Source organism: Clostridium sp. MSJ-8 (assembly GCF_018918325.1).
Lineage (GTDB): Bacteria > Bacillota > Clostridia > Clostridiales > Clostridiaceae > Clostridium.
Genome location: NZ_JAHLQH010000029.1, coordinates 92,850 through 114,081, shown reverse-complemented (window position 1 = coordinate 114,081; position 21,232 = coordinate 92,850). Strand labels below are relative to the sequence as shown.

Here is a 21,232-nt window from a genome sequence, read left to right as displayed (position 1 = left end):
GATTGCATTATGGAATGGTTAATTAATAACATTGCGAATATAGTAATTTCTCTAATTTTATTAATAATATTTATATGTATAATTAGATATATCATAAAAACCAATAAAAAAGGTGGCTGTATAGGCTGCGATGGAGATTGTAATAAGCATAGTTGTCATAATAACAATGGTATTAAGTTACAGAAATAAAAGGGGGAAGGCACGTGGCAGATATAAATAGCATAGAATATGAAAAAGAACAAATATTACAAGAGTTTAGAGATCGCGGAATGCGAATAACAAACCAAAGAAAAATTTTATTAGATGTTATATTGAATAATCAATTTACTTGTATAAAAGAGATATATTTTATGGCAAGTAAGAAGGATAAATCTTTAGGACTAGCAACTGTTTATAGAATGGTTAATCTTCTAGAAGAGCTAGGAATAATAGATTCCAATAAAATAAAATTTGCATAGAAATATGTGAAAGAAGATGACCCCTATGTTATATGTTATTATAATTATAATGTTTGCTATAATCTTTGGGATTAAAAGATATTGTAAGAGATATATGTGATTGATGTAAGAAGTTTCAGTATTTTAATAAATATTGAAACTTCTTTATTTTGTATTTTAGTTTCCAATAAGGTAGTATATAATTATAGCATTAACTTATACAAAATAAGGAGATTAATATGAAAGCGAAATGTTATTGTTGTAATGAAGAATTAACAGAAAGAAATATAAAAAAACATATGAAATATTCTTGTACGGTTAGAATAAATGGGATTTTATCAGCATCAGAAGAAGAAAGAGAGAATTTTAAGAATAAATTTATTTTGGCTATAAAAGATAAAAATAAACCAGGAGTGTATTGCTTATATGTTTCTATAGATGCCAATTTGAAATTAAAGGATTTAGATAGAGTTCTTAGGGATGTATGGTTTAATGATGAAACGAAAGAAAGTTTTTTTACCATAGATAGAAAAATATATAAATGCGGTAATGATATGGAGTATGTATTAGAAGATATGCTCTATGTAGATGATAAGTTTACATATACATATGATACTGAAGAAAAAACTAAAGTTTCCATAGAAGTAGCAGATTATAGGGGAGAGCTTCCAACTTCTGCTCAGGTGGAGATTATAGGTAGAAATGAAAATGAAGTATCACCTAGAGATGGAGTATTAGGTTATAAGGGCAATAGAGAATCAGAGAATAAATATCTTCCAGGCAACAAAACTCATTTTGAGGTAGAAACTATAGAAGATGATGTTGTTACAGATGAATATATACAAGATCTAATAGATGAAACTGTTGGCTTTATGTCTGATGCAGTATTGAGTGAGTTTACAAAGGGAAAAAATTCTAAGGATATACGAGTTTTAATAGAACAGTATCCTAAGAAACAAATATTACAGTTTGTAAATGAACTTGGTGGAACAATTGATAGGCGTCTTAAAAAGCCAGAAATTGTAGAAGAATTCATAAGTCAATATTCTGAATTGGTTAAAGGATTTATAGAAGAATTAGAAGAGAGTAAGTTCAAGTTTTTACTTAATATTAAGAATAATAATGGAATATATACTCTTGATGATATATTAGAAGAAGGTAAAAATATATTTAATAGCAATATGGCTATGATTGCATATGGTGTACTTTTCCCTACAATAATAAATGATGAACCAGCACTTATTATGCCTAGTGCTGTTATAGAGTTAATAGATAACATAAATAATTTTAATCTAAGAAAGAAAATAAAAGAAAATAAAAAAATAATACAATTAGTTAATGGAATGGCTATATCATATGGAAGGATTTCTTTCTCAGATATTGTAATGCTTCTTAATAGATATAATATAGATATAACAGAAGATAAGTTGTTTAGGTTATTAGATATTGATATTAGTTTCTTAGGTGATAATTTTGATATCAGAAAGCAAAAGAGTAAATATTATCTTGAATATCAATTCTTTTTAGAAGATAATGATATGCTTGATAAACTTAGTAAATTTAAAGAAGATTTCTGTTATATTGATGAAGAAGAATTAATTGCCCTTGGAAAAGGTATAGATATGTCTGAAAATGGTCAGAGATTTATAGATGATTTTTCATATATGTTTGTACTTGAAGAAGAAGATGCTTTTATGAAGAATTTATATATGATGCTTGTAGATATACAATATAGGGATAAGGAAGACGTTATATCAGATATAATAGAAGGCATAGACGCTGATTTATCTAGGGTAGAAGAAGATAATGTAAGGGAATTGTTTGATAAATTCTTATCTGGCATTAGGTTATGGAAACTGAAGGGAAGAACTTATGAAGAGTATATAAATAATAGTGAAGAGAAGAAGCCTGAAACAAAATCTAAAATTATAAAATTATTCCAATAAGTGATATGTCTTAATGAGAAAAAGTGAGACACATTAACAATTGATATACATTGACAATTGATAATAATTATCATAATATAAATATGTAAGGATTATTTATATTTCAAGGAGGATGTTATTAATATGAAAATAGTATATTGGTCAGGAACAGGCAACACAGAAAAGTGTGCTGAAATAATAGCAAAAGGTATCACAGAAGCTGGAAAAGAAGCTGAAGTAGTTAATGTTTCAGCTGCAAGTGATGATATATTTGACAATGAAGATGTAGTAATATTAGGTTGCCCAGCTATGGGAGATGAAGTATTAGAAGAATGTGAATTTGATCCATTTGTTGAAGCTATATCTACTAAAATAGCTGGCAAAAAAGTAGCTCTATTCGGTTCTTATGGATGGGGAGATGGAAAATGGATGAGAGACTGGGAAGAAAGAATGACTGATTATGGATGTACAGTTCCATTAGAATGTGTAATGACAAATGGTACTCCAGATGATGATGATAGTGAACTTATAGAATATGGTAAGCAAATAGCTGCTCTATAGGTGAAATGATATGTGTTTAGAGTTTTATAGAATCATAAATGCTCTACCAGAAAGAGAGTTTATGGAAAAGCTTATTATATATAATATATCCCCGGTTATTGCTGGAGTTAAGCCTGCATCTACAATTACGTTTAATAAGAACGAATTTAATACTTATGAGGGTTTTGTTAAATATGGTGATGAAATTATAAAAAATCTGTCGCTTGATTATATTGTGCTTAGAGTGACAGAAGACATAATTGTTACATTAATATATAATGATGAAAATTTATTAATGCAGCTTAGTGAAGTGGAAACTAAAAATTTCTTAGTGAAGCTTGGATATGATGAGAAGCTGTCTGTAAATAGCTATCTAAATACATTAAAAATAAGATATAATAAATATCATTGCCCTCATGAAATCGGCTTGTTTTTGGGCATTCCCTTTAGGGATGTTGATGATTTTATTAATTGCTCTGAAAAAAAGTGTCTATTGTGTGGTTATTGGAAAGTATTCAATAATGAAGAAAGAGCAAGAAAGCTGTTTAAATTATACGACGATATAAAATTAAAAACTCAAACTAGCATATTAAATGGATATAATAAGAAAACAATAATAATGTGTATAAAAGCTTTAGTAGCTTAGTATACTTGCCAAAAGAAAATGTGACGTGTCTGCATAAAAACTTTTACCTCCTAGAGTTTAAGTTAAATTGCAGATACGTCTTTTTGTTCTATAAGAAATTAAATTTATTAATTAAGCTAATGCTATTATGTTTTAAATTTAACCTAAATATTTGAAATAGGATTATATCATTGTTATACTATATATATAAACATGTAAAAAGGTATTAATAAAGTAAGAAACTTAGGGGGATTTTTTTATGAGAAATATATTATTTGTTGCATCAGAATGCTATCCATTTATTAAAACAGGAGGTTTAGCTGATGTTGTTGGTGCGTTACCTAAATCATTAGATAAAGATAAATATGATGTAAGAGTTATTATTCCTAACTATAAATGTATTCCTTGGGAATATCGTCAACATTTTCAGTATGTTCATCATTTCTATATGGATTTAGGTCATAAGTATACTCATGTTCATGTTGGAATAATGACTTATGTACATGAAGGTATAACTTATTATTTTATTGATAATGAAGAATATTTTAGTGGCGATAAGCCTTATGGAGATTTAAGATGGGATATAGAGAAATTCTGTTTCTTCAGTAAGGCAGCTTTGGCTATATTACCAGTTATTAACTTTAAACCTGATATTATTCATTGCCATGATTGGCAAGCAGCATTAGTGCCTGTATATTTGAGAACATTATATAGATATAATGAATTTTTCTATGGTACTAAGGTTATATTAACTATTCATAATCTAAAATTCCAAGGAGTATGGGATATAAAGACATTTAGATATTTAACAGGGCTTCCAGATGAAGTTTTTTATTTGGGAAAAATGGAATATAAGAGAGAGGCTAATATGTTAAAAGGTGGAATAGTTTATTGTGACTATTTAACTACAGTTAGTCATACTTATGCTGGAGAGATTCAGAATGATTATTATGGTGAAGGTCTTGATGGAGTTATACGTGACTATAATAACAAGTTATGTGGTATAGTTAATGGAATAGATTATAATGTTTATAATCCAGAAGGAGATATTCAGATATTTAAGAATTATAATAAGGATGATTTCAAGAAGAACAAGAGTGTTAATAAGACAGAATTACAGAAACAATTAGGTCTTCCAGTAGATGAGAATAAGATGATGATAGGTCTTATATCTAGATTAACAGATCAGAAGGGATTAGATCTTATAAATTGGGTTATGGGAGGAATTCCTGATGATAATGTTCAGTTTGTAATAGTAGGAACTGGAGACGAAAGATATGAGAATATGTTCAAGAAATATGCTTGGGATTATAGAGATAGGGTATCAGCTAACATATATTATTCAGATAATTTAGCACATAAGTTATATGCAGCAGCAGATGCTATGCTTGTTCCATCTAAATTTGAACCATGTGGATTAACTCAGCTTATTGCATTACGTTATGGTACAGTTCCTATAGTTCGTGAAACAGGTGGATTAAAAGATACTATAATTCCATACAATGAATATGAAAATTCAGGAACAGGATTTACATTTAGCAATTATAATGCAGACGAGATGCTTAGAACAATTAATTATGCTAAACATGAGTATTTTGTTAATAGAGATAAATGGGATGATATGGTTAAGAGAGATTTAGAAGAAGATTTCTCATGGGAAGTTCAAGCTAAGGAATATCAAGATTTATACGAAAAAGTAATTAATAATTGGTATTAATATATAAACGAAAGAGAGAGAAAAGATATGGATTTTGCAATTATTTCAGGACCTATTATAGGAGGTATTATAGGATATTGTACTAACTATATAGCGGTAAAGATGTTATTTAAACCTTATAACCCTATAAAAATAGGAAAGTATACATTACCATTTACACCAGGAATTATTCCTAAAGGGAAGGATAGAGTGGCAAAAGCATTAGGAAATATGGTTGCTGATACACTACTTACAGAAGAAGACATAATTAATACTCTATTAAATGAAGATATAATAAAGACAATTCAAGATGGAGTTATTACTTATGTTTATAGACACGATAATACTGAAATAAAGGTTTCTAATATATTAGAGAAATTCATAGAAGAAGATAAGTTAGATGATATAAGAGAGAAAGTAATTAGTTTTTTAACTACTAAGGTAGTTAATGTGTTAGAAAACGAAGATATAGGAAATATCATTGCTACAGAAGGAAGTAAAACTATAAAAGAAAAGCTTCCTGCTGCCTTATCTTTGTTTGTAAATGATAAAATGATAAGTTCAATAGCTACTTCATTAGGAGATGGAGTAAATGAGTTTATAAAGAATAATGGAGAAGATTATGTATTTCCTGTGATATGTAAGGAATATAGTAAATTTGAAAATGGCACAATAAAAGAGTTTTTAGATATAATTGATATAGATGAGGATAGACTAAGAAAAATTATTAAAGACATATATATAAGATTTGTTAGAGAAAAAGCAGGACTTATATTAAAGAAATTAAATATATCATCTATAATAGAAGAAAAGATAAAAGAAATGAATATGAGAGAACTAGAAGAACTTGTGTTATCTGTTATGAAGAAGGAGTTAAATGCTGTAGTTAACTTAGGTGCACTAATAGGGTTTATAATAGGAATATTAAATATTTTCATTTAAGATAAAATGATATTTAGACAAATAAGTATCCATAACTAGGGAGGCAATTGGAGATGGACAATAAAACAATGATTCAATATTTTGAATGGTATCTTCCATGTGATAAATCACTATGGAGAAAGGTAAAAGCTGATGCAAAGCATTTAAGTGATATAGGAATAACATCTGTATGGCTACCACCTGCTACTAAAGGAGCAAGTGGTGTTACAGATGTTGGATATTCAGTTTATGACTTATTTGACTTAGGTGAATTCAGTCAAAAAGGATCTGTTGAAACTAAATATGGTTCAAAGGATGAATATATAGCTGCTATTAGTTCACTTCAAGATAATAATATAGATGTCTTGGCTGATATAGTTTTAAATCACAGAACTGGTGCTGATGAGATAGAGAAGACATATGCAGTAAAAGATGATAATAATGATAGAACCAAAACAATTGGAGATATGAGAAAAGTAGAAGTATGGACTAAATTTGATTTCTGGGGACGTAATGGTAAATATTCTAATTTCAGATGGAACTGGACACACTTTCATGGAACTGATTATGATGTACTACACAGAGAAGGTGGTATATTTAGATTTATAGGCAAGAAGTGGGATGAAGAAGTAGATGATGAATTGGGAAATTATGATTATCTACTAGGTGCTGATGTAGACTTTAGTGATGAAGAAGTTCTTGAAGAATTAGATAGATTTGGAGAATGGTATATAGAAACTACTAATATTAATGGTTTTAGATTAGATGCAGTTAAGCATATAAAATTTCAATTTTTTAAAGATTGGCTTACTAAGTTACGTAAAAAAACAGGCAAGGAATTATTTGCTGTTGGAGAATATTGGAGCAATGATTTAAATAAACTTAATCATTATATAGATGTTACTGGTAAGACAATGTCATTATTTGATGTTCCACTTCATTTTAATTTCCATAGAATATCTACTAGTGATGTAGATTATGATATAAGCACTATATTGGATAATACATTAGTAGAAAGCAATCCTAAATATGCAGTTACATTTGTAGATAATCATGATAGCCAATATGGACAATCATTAGAAAGTTGGGTTAGAGATTGGTTTAAGCCAATGGCTTATGCAATTATATTACTTAGAGAAAAGGGATATCCATGTGTGTTCTATGGTGATTTATATGGAGTTGAATGCCAGAATATAAAACCAGTTGAACATATAGAAGAATTAATATCATTAAGAAAAAAATATGCTTATGGAAAAGAAAAATTATATTTTGATGATAAAGATGTAGTTGGCTTTGTAAGAGAAGGAGATAAAGAACATGACAATTCTGGATTAGTTACAATTATGACCAATTGGTATGAAGACGGTGAAAAGAAGATGTATGTTGGTAAGGAAAATGGTGGACAAGTATACTACGATGCTCTTGGTAATATAGAAGATGAAGTGATAATAGATAAAAATGGATATGGTGTATTTAAGGTGAAAGGCAAGTCAGTTTCTGTGTATATAAAAAAGTGATAATTTTCTAGTGGAAGATTTGAAGGTATTGGATTAGTTTTTTGGATTTTGAATTTATTAATTGGTGTATATTTTTTAGTATAAAATAACTAAAAAATAATAGGTATAAAGGAGATAATATGGGAGTAAGGTGGAATTTCCCTAGGAGCAAAAAAAATGAGATATTAAGCTATAGAAGTTTGCCTAAAAAAGCTCCATATATGGGTTACTATAAGATTTTGGCTAAGGAAGTATTAACTAATTCTTTATTAGCATGTTATAATGAAAAATTTCCAGTAAAAGTAGAATTTAAGTCCTTTAAGATTAATCCAAAGGATATACCTGGTTATTCTGCTTATAAAACAGTTGTAGAGTTATGTATGGAATATTGTGATGAGGATTTTGACATCTTAGGACGTGAACATTATAAAAAGATATTAAATTTACTTAATGAGCCTTATATAGATAGCCTTAGAATAAGCAATTATAATACTATTTCTATGCAAAACAATAAAAATAATATTGCAATTAGTTGGAGAGAATTTTTAGCTAAAAATGGAATCAAATATAAAAATTCATTGCCTAATATAAATAGTATATTTTTAGATTTATCGGATTTTAATACTATATTTATAAGCACAAAAAATAAATGTGGATATGAGTATAGTGAAGGAATTGCTTCGTTTACTACTTACAAGATGGGGGATTTTATAACAAAAGGCATAGGATATTATAGTAATGAAGATATGCCAAAGTTAGCAACTACTAATTTAGATGTTAGTTTTAGTAGAAAAGAAGCTGGAACAGATTATTATATATTAGCATATAATAAGGATTATGATTATAAAAGAGATATTGTTAACATAATTATTGAAGAGTTTGAAGAAAAGATAAAATCTAAATTATTATCTGTAAGTATTGATGATGTAGATATAGATTATACTGAAATTAGTAGAATAAAGAATACTACTAATGAACTTCTAGATAATAAATTAGATATTATACTAGATAAGAATAAAGATATAATAGCTAAAATAGACAATATAAATCAAAAAAGAGGTGCAGACATAGAAGAAGGAATTATTGAAAGAGAAATTACTCTTTTGGATTATTTTAAATATAAAATGCGAGATGGATTTAAACACTTAAATGAAGACCATCAAAAAGTATATCAAATGATCATTGATAATATAGAAGAGGTACATAAATATAGAACTTCTGATGGCTTTAGTCATGTAATAGGAGTAAGTGCAACAACTATAGACCTTATATTGTTAAAAGTGGGGATAGGAAGTTATAATAGATTTTATAATTATATAATACAAATAATTAGAATAGATTTAAAACAAGGTGTTAATAAAATGTAAAATACGGAAAAAGATATTGAAAAGTGTCGAAAAGTGATGTATTATAATATCATACAAAAGATGAAATACTAATTTACAGATGAAGTCCTATATAAAATACCTTCGGACAATCTCATAAAAATACCAATGATTTTTAATATCAGAAAATGTGGCTCTATTATTGAATTACAATGATAGGGTCACATTTTTTTACTCTAGTAGGAAATTAGATAACTCTATGTTATAATTTTTATGAAAAGAAAAGTAGGTGTGATTAATAGTGTTTGATAAAAATTCGACTTATTATGATCTTGTAAATAATACAAGCTTTATATATGCAAATGTTGATACATATAGTAGGGAGAAAATTAATAAATACAAAATTATATATAAGCATAAAAAATTAATATCACTAGGACACAAATTTAATAAAAAAGATGATACTAGTGTAATAGATGGATTAAATAGTGTGTTAAATAATATTAATTTAGGAATAAAGGTTTGCTATGAGTTATATGATGGTGTTAAATTATATTATTTTCCATCACAAAAGAAAGGACCATATGCCTTGATTTGTCCTGGTGGTGGATTTTCAAAGATAGCTACCGTTTGGGAAGGTTTCCCTATAGCTAATGAACTTCAGCAAAAAGGTATAACATCTTTTGTTCTTCAATATAGAATAAAGGACAAAGGAAAGTTTGATAATGTAGTTGAAGATGTTGCATCAGCTATAAGGTATATTGAGGATAATTTAGATATATTTAATGTAGAAAAAAATTATTCATTATGGGGATATTCGGCAGGTGGATATCTTGCAGGTATATTTGCAACTGAGAATTTTGGATATAAAAAATTTAACTTGCAGAAACCAACAGCAGTTATATTATCATATCCTGTAGTATCTATGAATAGATATGTTCATGCAGAAAGTAGATATAATCTTTTCCCTAATAATGTTGAAGCTTCAATATTTTCCTTAGAAGAAAATATTGATAGTAATTATCCTAAAACATTTTTATGGCATTGTAGAAAAGATAAACTTGTTGATTATCATAATAGCATTATGTTACAAGAAGCATTGAATAAAAAATCAATAGATAATGAAGTATATATATATGATGAAGGAATGCATGGTTTAGGTCTTGCAAAGGGATATGAAGCAGAAGAATATTTGGAAAATGCTATTAAATTTATACGTAGAAGATAATAAAATATGACTATATTTATAGAGTGAAAAATTTAATTATACTATAAATATGTTAAATATTAATTATTTTTAATAAAATATGCATATATTATGTAAATGTTTTATGGTATAATATGTTCATAATTTATATAGTAAACAGGAGGTAGATTATGGATAGATTAATAATTTTACTTTCAACTCAAATAATTGGAGTTATTTTAGTGAGTGGTTTTGATAAGAAACTACATTTATCTAGTATTTTAGATAAATTTTATAATTTTAGTGATAGATTTAAACCAGGTGTAACTGTTCTTCTTAATATAGCTGTTGTAGTTGTAGTAGGAATTATATACATATTTTTTGATATAAATTCTATAACGTTTAATTTAGTAATTGGGCTTTTCAATGGATATTGTATAGGTGCATATAATGTATATTGTCATAAGCGTAATTTAAGTTCAGTAGGAAAAACAGAGATTAAACAAACAAATTAAATTGCCAATACAGAGGAATGAATTATAGACAGGTGATCTTATAGCTAGACTACCTGCTATTTTTTTATAGGAAATTATGTGGAATTTGAAAATTATAATTTATAGAGAAGTGTTAGATTGACATTTTTTTATTTTTATTAACATACTTGTAAAATTAAGTTTAAATAATTTTGTTATTATAGACACATAGAGAGATAAATGGTAAATAAGGAGATGTTTGTTATGACAAGTACATTAATAAAAAATAAAAGTAATGTATATAGTAAGTTGTGGATGTTAGGAATTTTAAATTGCACAGACATTATTTTTACTTACATATTAATAAATGGTGATGTGTGCTATGAAGCAAATAATATAATGAATAATATTTTAAGCAGTTCATATAATTGCTTTGCTTTAAAGATAGCACTTCCAACTTTATTATTACTTTATTTAGGTAATAGATTCAAGGAAGCTAGTGAAAAGCAAATAAACATAAGTAATAAAATAATGAATGTAGTTGTAGCTTTATATTTGCTTATTAATATAAGTCATTGTATGTGTAGTATCTTTTTATTATAATAGATAAAATATTTGTAGTGTTAAAAAATGTTTATCTAAGGTTAAATAAAGGTTAAAAATATGGATTATTCCTTTTAAAATGATAGAATTGAGTTAAATAGATTTACTTAAGAATATTTAGGAGGAATTATGAAGAAAATACTCATTGTAGATGATGAAGAACATATATTAGAACTTTTAGATTATAATTTGAAAAAAGAAGGATATTTAACCTATACTTGTAATAATGGAATAAAAGCTATGGAAGTAATAGGAGAAGTTAAGCCAGACTTAGTGCTTTTAGATGTAATGCTTCCTGGTATGAATGGATTAGAAATATGCAAAAATATAAAGAGAACTCCTGAACTTGATCATATATCTATTATAATGATTACAGCAAAAGATGAAGAGATAGATAAAATATTAGGCTTAGAGTTAGGTGCAGATGATTATATAACTAAACCTTTTTCTGTACGAGAATTAGAAGCACGAATAAAGGCAGTCCTTAGAAGATTTTCAGAAAGAAAAGAAGAGAAAAAAATAACTAGTAAAATAATGGACTTTGGTAGGCTTAAGGTTAATGGAATACGTCGAGAGGTAATTGTAGATGATAAGGTTGTTCCTATGACTCTTAAGGAGTATGAGCTATTAGAGATATTAGTGAACAATGAAGGCAAGATATTAGAGAGAGAAGTACTTTTAGATAAAGTATGGGGATATGGTTATGAAGGGGAAACTAGAACTGTAGATGTTCATATAAGATACTTAAGAAAAAAAATAGAATTAGATGATAAAAATCCTAAGTACATTGAAACAGTAAGAGGAATAGGATACAGATTTAATTCTTATATGCAATAATGAAGGTGTGATATGGGGAAAATATTAGACGATTTATTGCTAGATATATGTGATGGAAGGTATAAGGAAAATGATAAACTTCCTTCAAGTAATGAACTTGCATGCAAGTATGGAGTATCTAGAATGAAAGTAAGAGAAGAATATAGAAGGTTAGAAGAGATGGGATATGTATATTCACTTCAAGGAAGAGGTATATATCTAGCAGAACAAAATAAAATTATAGAGCTAACTTTATCTGGGGAAAGCTTCTCTAAGAAGTTAACTAATCAAGGATATAATCTAGAAACTAAAATTATATATTGTGATAGAATTCCATATAACGAGAAGGTATATTCTAGATTGAAAGCAGGTAGAATGGATGAAATATATAAGATAGGAAGGCTTAGAATAGTAGATAATGAACCTGTAGCTATACATATATCTTATTTACCTAAGAGAATATTTCCTAATATTCATGAAGAGGCACAAAATATATATTCAATATGTGATTATTATAATCAAAAAGGAATAAAGTATACTAGTATAAAGGAAACTGTTCTTAGTATCGTTTTCCCTGAAGCAAAAGAGAGAAAATTACTTAATTGTAGAGAACTTGTGCCTCTTATAAAGCTTGAGAATGAAGTTGTAGAAGAATCAAGTGGAGATATAATAGAATATACAGAGATAATGTATCGTAGTGACAGATTTAAATATAAAATATAATATTTATTTAGAAGCATTTACTTGTATGTAAGTGCTTTTTTTCTTTATTTTATAGTATTTTCTATGTATAATGATATAGGTGAGTAGAAAATATTACTATATAAACACATATAATCTATAGGGGTTTATTATAGTGAATTAATATAAGTAAAGGATGATATGATAATGAATAAAAAGAAATTAATTAGGACTTGTAATATTCTATGCCTTATTTTCGTTTTATTTTTATCTATAAGCGGATGTAGTTTTAAGTCAGATACTAAGAACAAGATTAAGAATGATGATAAAACTTTTATTTTAGGATTTGATGCAGAATTTCCACCTTATGGGTATAAAGATGATAATGGAGATTATGTAGGATTTGATTTAGATTTAGCTCAAGAGGTATGTAATAGAAATGGATGGAAGTTAGTAAAACAACCTATTGATTGGGATTCTAAGGATATGGAGCTTAAGTCTGGATCAATAGATTGTATATGGAATGGATTTACTTACAATGGGAGAGAAGATAAATATACATGGTCAACTCCTTATGTAGATAATTCACAAGTTGTTGTTGTTAGATCAGATTCATCTATTAACAAACTTAATGATCTTCAAAATAAGATAGTAGCAGTACAAGCTGATTCATCAGCCTTAGAAGCTCTGACAGGAGATAATGCAGAAGAGAAGAATAAGGAGCTTGCAAATAGTTTTTCTACACTTCAACAAGTATCAGATTATAATAGCGCATTTATGAATCTTGAGAGTGGAGCAGTAGATGCTATATGTATGGATATAGGTGTTGCTAAATATCAAGTAAAACAAAGAGGTGATACATTCCGTATATTAGATGAACAAGTATCAACAGAACAATATGCAATAGGATTTAAATTAGGTAATACTAAGCTTAGAAATAAAGTTCAAGATACCTTATTAGATATGTTAGATGATGGGACATTTGAAAAGATAGCTAATAAATGGAACCTAGAAGATTGTATATCTCTTAATCATGACGATAAGTTTAAGGATGTTAAGGTAGTTAATAAAGAAACTAATACTAAAGCTGATACTGGATTTACATCAATAGTTAAATCATTAGGAAGTGGAATGATTAAAACAATAGGTATATTTTTCTTCACACTTTTATTCTCACTACCATTAGGATTATTATTAACATTTGTTAGAATGTCAAGATTCAAGATAGTTCAAGGAATAGGTAAGGTATATATATCTATAATGAGAGGTACACCACTTATTCTTCAATTACTTGTAGTATACTTTGGACCATATTATGTATTTGGTTTATCATTGCCATATTCATATAGATTTTATGCAGTAATAATAGGATTTTCTCTTAATTATGCAGCGTATTTTGCAGAAATATTCCGTTCAGGAATTCAGAGTATACCTTTAGGTCAGAAGGAAGCTGCTCAATTAATGGGTTATTCAAAGAGTCAAACATTTTGTAGAATCATATTACCTCAGATGATTAAGAGAGTATTACCTCCTGTAACTAATGAAGTAATAACTCTTGTTAAGGATACTTCTTTAGCATTTGCATTAGCATATACAGAGATGTTTACTCTAGCAAAACAAATTGCAGCTAAGCAGACAAGTATTATGCCATTATTTGTAGCTGGATTATTCTATTATATATTTAATTTCTTGATTGCATTTATTATGAGCAAGATTGAGAAGAAACTTGAATATTATCGTTAGGTGAGGTGAAGATAATGCGTATATTAGAAATTAATAATTTGAAGAAAAGTTTTGATGGAAGAGAAGTTATAGAGGATATAAGTATAGCAGTAGATGAAGGAGAGGTAATTTCTATAATAGGTCCATCAGGGTCTGGTAAGTCTACATTGCTTAGATGTGCTACTTTTTTAGAAAAGATGGATGGTGGTAAACTATCTTATTGTGGACAAAATGCTATTAATGAAGATGGTAGTTATGTTTCTAAGAAAGATATTAAGAAATTACAACAAAACTTTGGATTAGTATTTCAGAATTTTAATTTATTCCCACATTATTCTGTTCTAAAAAATATTATTGATGCACCTATATTGGTTCAGAAGAGGGATAAGGAAGAGGTATTAAAAGAAGCTAGAATATTACTGAAAAGATTAGGATTAGAAGATAAAGAAAATTCGTATCCATGTGAATTGTCAGGCGGACAACAACAGAGGGTTGCTATTGCTAGAGCACTTGCAATGAATCCAAAGATGTTATTCTTTGATGAACCTACATCAGCGTTAGATCCAGAAATAACTGCTGGAATACTTAAAGTTATGAGACAGCTTGCAGAGGATAAAATGACTATGGTAATAGTAACTCATGAAATAGACTTTGCAAGAGCAGTGTCGGATAGAGTTATTTTTATGGATGGGGGAAAAATTATAGAAGAAGGTAAACCTGAAGATGTAATAGATAACCCAAGTAATGAGAGAACTAAAGCATTTTTACAAAAATTAAGTTATTAAATTATTAATATACTAAAGGGGAGAATATAGAGATGTACATGATATTTTTTATTTTAATGATTATTTCATTAATTGGACTTATAACTACTAGCTTATTGAAATTAGGAACTATAGTATTAGTACTTAAGATATTAACAAGTGTTTTATTTGTAATAACTGGATTAACAAGTTATCGCTCTAATCCTAAGAATAAAGGATATTTTACATTTATATTTTTAGGTTTGATATTTAGTTTATTTGGGGATACATTTTTAGGTATTGATAGTAATGGAGGAATTGTATTTTATATAGGAGTATTAAGTTTTGCAATAGGACATATTATGTATACTATAGGATTATGTAAATGTACTAAATATAAGGTTATAGATTTCATTATATTTTTATTAATAGCAACACCTATAATATTACTTGTTGTATTAGGTGACTTTGATTTTCAAGGAATGATTTTGGTTATATGCATGTATGCAATTATAATATCTTTTATGGTATCGAAGGCAATTGCTTTGTCTAGAATATACAAAGAGAATAAAAAAGCTGTTGTACTTACAATAGTGGGTGCAATAATGTTTTTAATATCAGATATTATACTTCTAGTATTATTCTTCTACAGAGTAAAATATGATATTCTTCAGCAGCTTAATTGGATTATTTACTATCCAGGACAAGGATTGTTAGCTCTAAGTTTTGCTTATTTCTCAGATATTACTAAGTTAGGCGAGAATACACATAATGTAGAAGACTTAAAGATGTCACACTAATTAGTTTTATAAAATTAAATAAATTAAGAATGAAGGAGAAAACTCGGCTTTGCCGAGTTTTTTTTCGTATAAATAGATGAACTTAAAATCACCATAACTAAAGGATAATTAAAATAGAATTGATTTGTATAATTAACATCATTCTATTTTAATTTTAATCAAACATAGATTTTACATGAGTTAACAAAGACTTATAAGTGATTAACATGGCACCAAGATATAATGTCATTGAAAGGAGAAGATGATATGAATAGAAGAGAAAGAACAAGAATACTCATAGAATCTAAAAATAACGTTGCACAAAAGATAGCAGATGATATTAGACAAAATTATGAAATTAATATAATACAGGAACCAGAAAATGGTTTAACAATGGTTAAAGTAAGAGAAACAGCTAAGAAACAATTATTTTATTTAGGAGAAGTAATAATAATAGAAGCAAAATGCAGTATAGATGGAGTAATTGGAATAGGCATAGTAGCTAATGATGATGAAGATTTAGTTTTAAACTTGGCAATTATAGATGCTGCTTATAATAAAGAAATTAAAGAAATAGATAAGTATGACAGAATGCTTGAAGAAGAAAAAATAAATATTGATAAATATCAAGAAGAAATTAATCAAGAAATATTACAAACAAAAGTTGATTTTACAACAATGAATATATAGGGAGTAAAGATATGAATGAATTAGATTTAGTACATGATATACAGAAGGTATATAGAAAAGTGTTAGATGGAATGTCAAGACCGGGAAAAATTCAAGATTTAAGTAATGAAGAAGTTAAAGTATCACTAGATGTTGATTGTTATAGAAACACTTTCCTTGCAATGCTTATGGTATTAGACGGAGAAGTAAAATTCAATGTTTTAGATGAACATAATGGATTAAAGGAAGAGATAAAGAGTTTAACTGGGGCTAAATATTCTAATGTAGATGAAGCTGATTATATTATAGCAACAGAAGAATGCAATAACATTAACGAAGCATTAAAGAAGGCTAAGGTAGGAACATTAATAGATCCTCAAAAGTCAGCAACTTTCTTTATTGAAGTAAATAAGTTGTCTAATGATAAAGAGTATATACTTGAGGGACCTGGCATAAAGGAAAAAGAAAATTTAACTATAGATTCAAATGAAGAATTTATATATACAAGAAATGAAATAAACAAAGAATTTCCATTGGGAATAGATGTAATATTGTTTGATAAGTACGGAAAATTAGTTTGTTTACCAAGAACAACTGTAATAAATAAGGAGGCTTAATAATATATGGGTTATGTTGCTGTAAAAGGTGGAGCAAAGGCTATAGATGAATCTATAAATAGATTAAATTATGAAAGACTAAAAAATGGAACTGTATTAGCTGTAGAAGATATCTTAAATGGTATGAATGGACTTATAGATATGGTTATGTCTGAAGGAAGTTTATATTCAAGAGAGTTAGCTGCTATTGCACTAAAGCAGGCAACTGGAAATGTAGAAGAAGCTGTTTTTCTACTTCGTGCATATCGTTCAACTCTTCCTAGAAAATATTATACAAGAGCTGTTGATACAAAACATATGAATGTAGAGAGAAGAATATCAGCATCATTTAAGGACATTTTAGGAGGACAAATACTAGGTACTTCTTATGATTACACTCACAGACTTATAGATTTTTCTCTAGAAACTGAAACAAAGGAAGATGCTATGGCATTTCTTGAAGAATTTAAGAAAAATAAAGGTGAAAAGATAGAAAATGATTATAAACTTAATGATCTTCCAAAAGTTTTAAGTTATTTAAGAGCAGAAGGAATAATGCTTGATTGTGAAGAGGATAATGAAGAACCTAAAGATATCACAAAGACTAATCTTGAATTCCCTACTAAGAGAGGAGAAAGACTTCAGATTCTAACAAGGGGAGAAACTGGAGGAGTAATATCCCTTGCATATTCAGCTTTTAGAACATCTGGACTAGATGACCATCCTAATGTAGGAGAACTAAGGGTAGGAGATATTCCATTATACGTAGGAGATAATCAAGAAGATGATGATTATTATATAGGCAAAATAAAAGTTACAGAGGTAGAGAGTTTCTTCCCAACAACTATAAAAGATGATGATGGAAATGATGTAAGAAAATTAGATATTGGTTATGGATTATGTTATGGAAAGAATGAAAGCAAAGCAATAGCCATGAGTATACTAGATAATTGTCTAAATAAAAAAAATCCGAAATATCCAACTGGAAATGAAGAGTTTGTGCTTATGAGTATAGATTCGGTAGAATCTGCAGGATTTATATCTCACTTGAAGTTACCACACTATGTAACATTCCAAGCTGAATTAGATAGTATAAGAAAATTAGAAAAGGAGAAAAGAAAAAATGAAAAATAACTATAATTTCGCTTTTTTTGATGAAGGTTCAAAGAGAGAAATAAGAAGAGCTACATTAAAAGCTGTATCAATTCCAGGATATCAAGTGCCATTTGCATCAAGAGAAATGCCTATAGGAAGAGGTTGGGGAACTGGAGGACTTCAACTTACATTAAGCTTAATAGGTAAAGAAGATGTACTTAAGGTAATTGATCAGGGATCAGATGAATCTGTAAATGCAGTTAATATAAAGAAGCTTATAACTAAGACAACAAATGTTTCTGTTACTTCAGATACTAAAGAAGCTACATTAATTCAATCTAGACATAGAGTTCCAGAAGTACCATTAACAGATAAACAAATATTAGTTCTTCAAGTTCCTGTTCCAGAACCTCTTAGAATGATTGAACCAAGTGAATATGAAACTAAAAGGTTACATGCGGAAAACGAATATAGTGGTGCTTATCTTATGCTATTTGAGCAAATAATAAAGTATGGCGACATGACAACTGGTGCGGATCATCCAGTATTAGTTAATAACAGATATGTAGCCGCACCTAGTCCAATTCCCAAATTTGATAATAATAAACTAAATAATTCAGAAGCATTAATTTTATTAGGTGCAGGAAGAGAGAAGAAAATATATGCAATTCCACCTTATACACAAGTAAAATCATTAGATTTTGAGGACGTTCCATTCAAGGTAGAAGATTTTAAGGATAAGGTATGTAGATTATGCGGTAAGAGTGGCGTATATATGGATGAATTAGTTGATGAAGAAACTAATGAGGTTTATTACCAATGTAATGATACTAGTCAATGTTTATCTACATTAAATGAAGAGAGGTAGAAGAATGAGTAATTTCGAAAATGTAATACTTGAAGTTAAGAATTTAAGAAAACAATTTGGTGATGGATGTAGTCACTGCAGAGACTTAAAGCCTGGTAGCTTGATTAAGAATTATTGTCCTAAATGTGGAACTGTTTACGGATGCAGAAATGTATCATTTAAAGTTTATGAAGGAGAAATATTAGGAATAGTAGGTGAAAGTGGTTCTGGAAAATCAACAATGATGCAAAGTTTGTATTTCGATAATGACGTAACTAGTGGAGAATATTACTTAAATAATTATAAAGACGGAAAAGTTAATATATTCAATGAATCTTCTCAAATGAAAAGATATATAAGAAATAATTTATTAGGAAAGGTATATCAAAATCCTATGTTAGGGCTAAAGATGGATTTTTCATCTCTTGGTAATATTGCTGAAAAGCTAATTGCAGCAGGAGTAAGAAATGTATCATCTATACGTGAAACTGGAGAAAATTTATTAGAGCATGTAAATATCCCCCTTTATAGAATGCATGAAGCTCCAAAGAATTTCTCTGGTGGTATGCAACAAAGAGTTCAGATAGCCAAAGCTTTATCTAACAATCCCCCTATTTTGTTATTAGATGAAGTAACAACTGGCTTAGATGTTTCGGTACAAGCTAACGTATTAGACCTTATCAGAAAACTTCAGAGAGAATTAGGAATAAGTATGATAGTAGTTTCACATGATTTAGGTGTTATTAGAATGTTATGTGATAGAACACTTGTTATGTTAAATGGAGAAATTGTAGAACATGGATTAACTGACCAAATATTAGAAGATCCACAACATCCATATACTCAACAGTTGGTTCAATCATTATTATAGGAGGAAAAGATATGTATATATTAACTAATGGGAAAGTTGTTTTAGAAAATGAGATACTTGAAGGTTTTGATGTAATAGTAGAAGATGACAGAATAAAAGATATAGTAGAAAAAGGAACTTATAGTGAAGAAGGTAATGAAGTTATAGATGCTAATGGAGGCTATATAACACCAGGGTTTATAGATATTCATTCAGATTATATTGAGAATATGGCATCACCAAGACCAACTAGTATGATAGATTTTAAGTTAAGTCTTAGAGAAGCAGAGAAGGTTCTTCTTAACTGTGGAATAACAACTATGTATCATTCGCTTTCCTTCTATGGAAGAGATTTGTTTGAAGTAAAACTTATAAGACAAGGTGAAAATGTAAGAAAGCTTATGGCTGCAATTGCAGATGTTCATGATGAAAAGCACTTAATTAGAAATAGATTTCATGCAAGATTTGAAATAGATGCAGTAGATGATGTTGATTTCATAAAAGAATATATAAGAAATGGCAGAATTAACTTATTATCCTTTATGGATCATACTCCAGGACAAGGACAATATAGAGATATGGAAATCTATAGAAAGACAATGAAGGGTTATAAGGATATATCTGATGAAGAATTAGATAATATACTAGAAGAAAATTCTAAGAAAGAAAAGGTTACATTAGACATAATTAAAGATATGGCTAATATAGCTAAGGAAAATGGAATATCTGTAGCATCTCATGATGATGATAGCTTAGAGAAGATACAATTACTTAAAACAGTAGGAGCATCTATAAGTGAATTCCCTATTAATATGGAAGTTGCTAAAAGTGCAAAAGAAGAAGGAATGTTAACTACTGCAGGAGCTCCTAATATATTACTAGGTGGTTCTCATTCAGGTAATTTATCAGCAGCAGAGGCAATTAATGCAGGAGTTATTGATATATTATGTAGTGATTATTATCCAGCAGCAATTTTACATGGAATATTTATAATGCATAAGAAATATAACAAGAAATTAAGTAATATGTTTAAGCTTGCAACAATTAATCCTGCAAGAGCAGTAAAGATTGATGATGAAGTAGGATCTATTGAAAAAGGTAAAAAAGCAGATTTACTTATTATAGAAGATATAAATGATACTCCAAGTATTACTACAGTATTTGTAGATGGAAATATTACTTCAAGGGTTAACTTTAGGAGATAGTT

The 21,232-nt window shown here is 28.2% G+C and carries 23 protein-coding genes and 1 pseudogene; all 24 read left to right on the top strand.

Annotated features, from left to right (window positions below):
- Positions 1-9: 9 nt before the first annotated feature.
- The 24 genes and pseudogenes from KQI77_RS06105 to phnM all read left to right on the top strand — a co-directional run bounded on the left by KQI77_RS06105 (position 10) and on the right by phnM (position 21,230).
- Positions 10-189 carry a FeoB-associated Cys-rich membrane protein gene (locus KQI77_RS06105; protein ID WP_216389382.1) on the top strand — a complete coding sequence of 60 codons (180 nt, stop codon included), beginning with the start codon at positions 10-12 and terminating at the stop codon, positions 187-189.
- Positions 190-203: 14 nt separating this feature from the next.
- On the top strand, positions 204-458 hold the full coding sequence (locus tag KQI77_RS06100) for a Fur family transcriptional regulator (RefSeq protein WP_367397280.1): 255 nt from the start codon (positions 204-206) through the stop codon (positions 456-458).
- Positions 459-676: 218 nt separating this feature from the next.
- On the top strand, positions 677-2,383 hold the full coding sequence (locus KQI77_RS06095; protein WP_216389381.1) for a hypothetical protein: 1,707 nt from the start codon (positions 677-679) through the stop codon (positions 2,381-2,383).
- Positions 2,384-2,506: 123 nt separating this feature from the next.
- Positions 2,507-2,923 carry a flavodoxin gene (locus tag KQI77_RS06090; RefSeq protein WP_216389380.1) on the top strand — a complete coding sequence of 139 codons (417 nt, stop codon included), beginning with the start codon at positions 2,507-2,509 and terminating at the stop codon, positions 2,921-2,923.
- 10 nt (positions 2,924-2,933) lie between these two features.
- Positions 2,934-3,548, top strand: a complete 615-nt coding sequence (locus KQI77_RS06085) for a DUF3793 family protein (protein ID WP_216389379.1) — start codon at positions 2,934-2,936, stop codon at positions 3,546-3,548.
- Positions 3,549-3,786: 238 nt separating this feature from the next.
- The gene (glgA, locus tag KQI77_RS06080) at positions 3,787-5,244 is read left to right on the top strand and encodes a glycogen synthase GlgA (RefSeq protein ID WP_216389378.1); all 1,458 of its coding nucleotides are present in this window, start codon (positions 3,787-3,789) and stop codon (positions 5,242-5,244) included.
- Between the two features lie 27 nt (positions 5,245-5,271).
- Complete coding sequence (locus KQI77_RS06075; protein WP_216389377.1) at positions 5,272-6,165, top strand: DUF445 domain-containing protein; 894 nt, start codon at positions 5,272-5,274, stop codon at positions 6,163-6,165.
- A 53-nt stretch (positions 6,166-6,218) separates the two neighbouring features.
- Complete coding sequence (locus KQI77_RS06070) at positions 6,219-7,661, top strand: alpha-amylase (protein ID WP_216389376.1); 1,443 nt, start codon at positions 6,219-6,221, stop codon at positions 7,659-7,661.
- A 119-nt stretch (positions 7,662-7,780) separates the two neighbouring features.
- Positions 7,781-9,007 carry a hypothetical protein gene (locus KQI77_RS06065; protein ID WP_216389375.1) on the top strand — a complete coding sequence of 409 codons (1,227 nt, stop codon included), beginning with the start codon at positions 7,781-7,783 and terminating at the stop codon, positions 9,005-9,007.
- 259 nt (positions 9,008-9,266) lie between these two features.
- Positions 9,267-10,193 carry an alpha/beta hydrolase gene (locus tag KQI77_RS06060; protein WP_216389374.1) on the top strand — a complete coding sequence of 309 codons (927 nt, stop codon included), beginning with the start codon at positions 9,267-9,269 and terminating at the stop codon, positions 10,191-10,193.
- Positions 10,194-10,342: 149 nt separating this feature from the next.
- Positions 10,343-10,666, top strand: coding sequence for a hypothetical protein (locus KQI77_RS06055; RefSeq protein WP_216389373.1), 324 nt, complete (start codon positions 10,343-10,345; stop codon positions 10,664-10,666).
- Between the two features lie 222 nt (positions 10,667-10,888).
- Positions 10,889-11,227 (top strand): DUF5658 family protein, encoded by a 339-nt coding sequence (locus tag KQI77_RS06050; protein WP_216389372.1) that lies wholly within the window; start codon positions 10,889-10,891, stop codon positions 11,225-11,227.
- A 129-nt stretch (positions 11,228-11,356) separates the two neighbouring features.
- The gene (locus tag KQI77_RS06045; protein ID WP_216389371.1) at positions 11,357-12,064 is read left to right on the top strand and encodes a response regulator transcription factor; all 708 of its coding nucleotides are present in this window, start codon (positions 11,357-11,359) and stop codon (positions 12,062-12,064) included.
- A 12-nt stretch (positions 12,065-12,076) separates the two neighbouring features.
- Positions 12,077-12,766, top strand: coding sequence for a GntR family transcriptional regulator (locus KQI77_RS06040; protein ID WP_216389370.1), 690 nt, complete (start codon positions 12,077-12,079; stop codon positions 12,764-12,766).
- Positions 12,767-12,925: 159 nt separating this feature from the next.
- A pseudogene (locus tag KQI77_RS12970) lies at positions 12,926-13,744 on the top strand (amino acid ABC transporter substrate-binding protein); the annotation flags it as partial.
- Positions 13,745-13,831: 87 nt separating this feature from the next.
- Positions 13,832-14,467 carry an amino acid ABC transporter permease gene (locus KQI77_RS12965; protein ID WP_367397281.1) on the top strand — a complete coding sequence of 212 codons (636 nt, stop codon included), beginning with the start codon at positions 13,832-13,834 and terminating at the stop codon, positions 14,465-14,467.
- 14 nt (positions 14,468-14,481) lie between these two features.
- Complete coding sequence (locus KQI77_RS06030) at positions 14,482-15,231, top strand: amino acid ABC transporter ATP-binding protein (protein WP_253289362.1); 750 nt, start codon at positions 14,482-14,484, stop codon at positions 15,229-15,231.
- A gap of 32 nt (positions 15,232-15,263) precedes the next feature.
- Positions 15,264-15,989: a lysoplasmalogenase gene (locus KQI77_RS06025; protein WP_216389368.1), complete on the top strand. Its 726-nt coding sequence runs from the start codon at positions 15,264-15,266 to the stop codon at positions 15,987-15,989.
- 246 nt (positions 15,990-16,235) lie between these two features.
- Complete coding sequence (phnG, locus tag KQI77_RS06020; protein WP_216389367.1) at positions 16,236-16,658, top strand: phosphonate C-P lyase system protein PhnG; 423 nt, start codon at positions 16,236-16,238, stop codon at positions 16,656-16,658.
- Between the two features lie 11 nt (positions 16,659-16,669).
- Positions 16,670-17,254, top strand: a complete 585-nt coding sequence (phnH, locus tag KQI77_RS06015) for a phosphonate C-P lyase system protein PhnH (protein ID WP_216389366.1) — start codon at positions 16,670-16,672, stop codon at positions 17,252-17,254.
- 6 nt (positions 17,255-17,260) lie between these two features.
- Positions 17,261-18,367, top strand: coding sequence for a carbon-phosphorus lyase complex subunit PhnI (locus tag KQI77_RS06010; protein ID WP_216389365.1), 1,107 nt, complete (start codon positions 17,261-17,263; stop codon positions 18,365-18,367).
- Positions 18,357-19,196 (top strand): alpha-D-ribose 1-methylphosphonate 5-phosphate C-P-lyase PhnJ, encoded by an 840-nt coding sequence (locus KQI77_RS06005; protein WP_216389364.1) that lies wholly within the window; start codon positions 18,357-18,359, stop codon positions 19,194-19,196. Before KQI77_RS06010 ends, KQI77_RS06005 begins: the two co-directional genes overlap by 11 nt.
- Before the next feature lie 4 nt (positions 19,197-19,200).
- Complete coding sequence (locus KQI77_RS06000) at positions 19,201-20,046, top strand: ATP-binding cassette domain-containing protein (RefSeq protein WP_216389363.1); 846 nt, start codon at positions 19,201-19,203, stop codon at positions 20,044-20,046.
- A gap of 11 nt (positions 20,047-20,057) precedes the next feature.
- Positions 20,058-21,230, top strand: coding sequence for a phosphonate metabolism protein PhnM (gene phnM, locus KQI77_RS05995; RefSeq protein WP_216389362.1), 1,173 nt, complete (start codon positions 20,058-20,060; stop codon positions 21,228-21,230).
- Positions 21,231-21,232 lie beyond the last annotated feature (2 nt).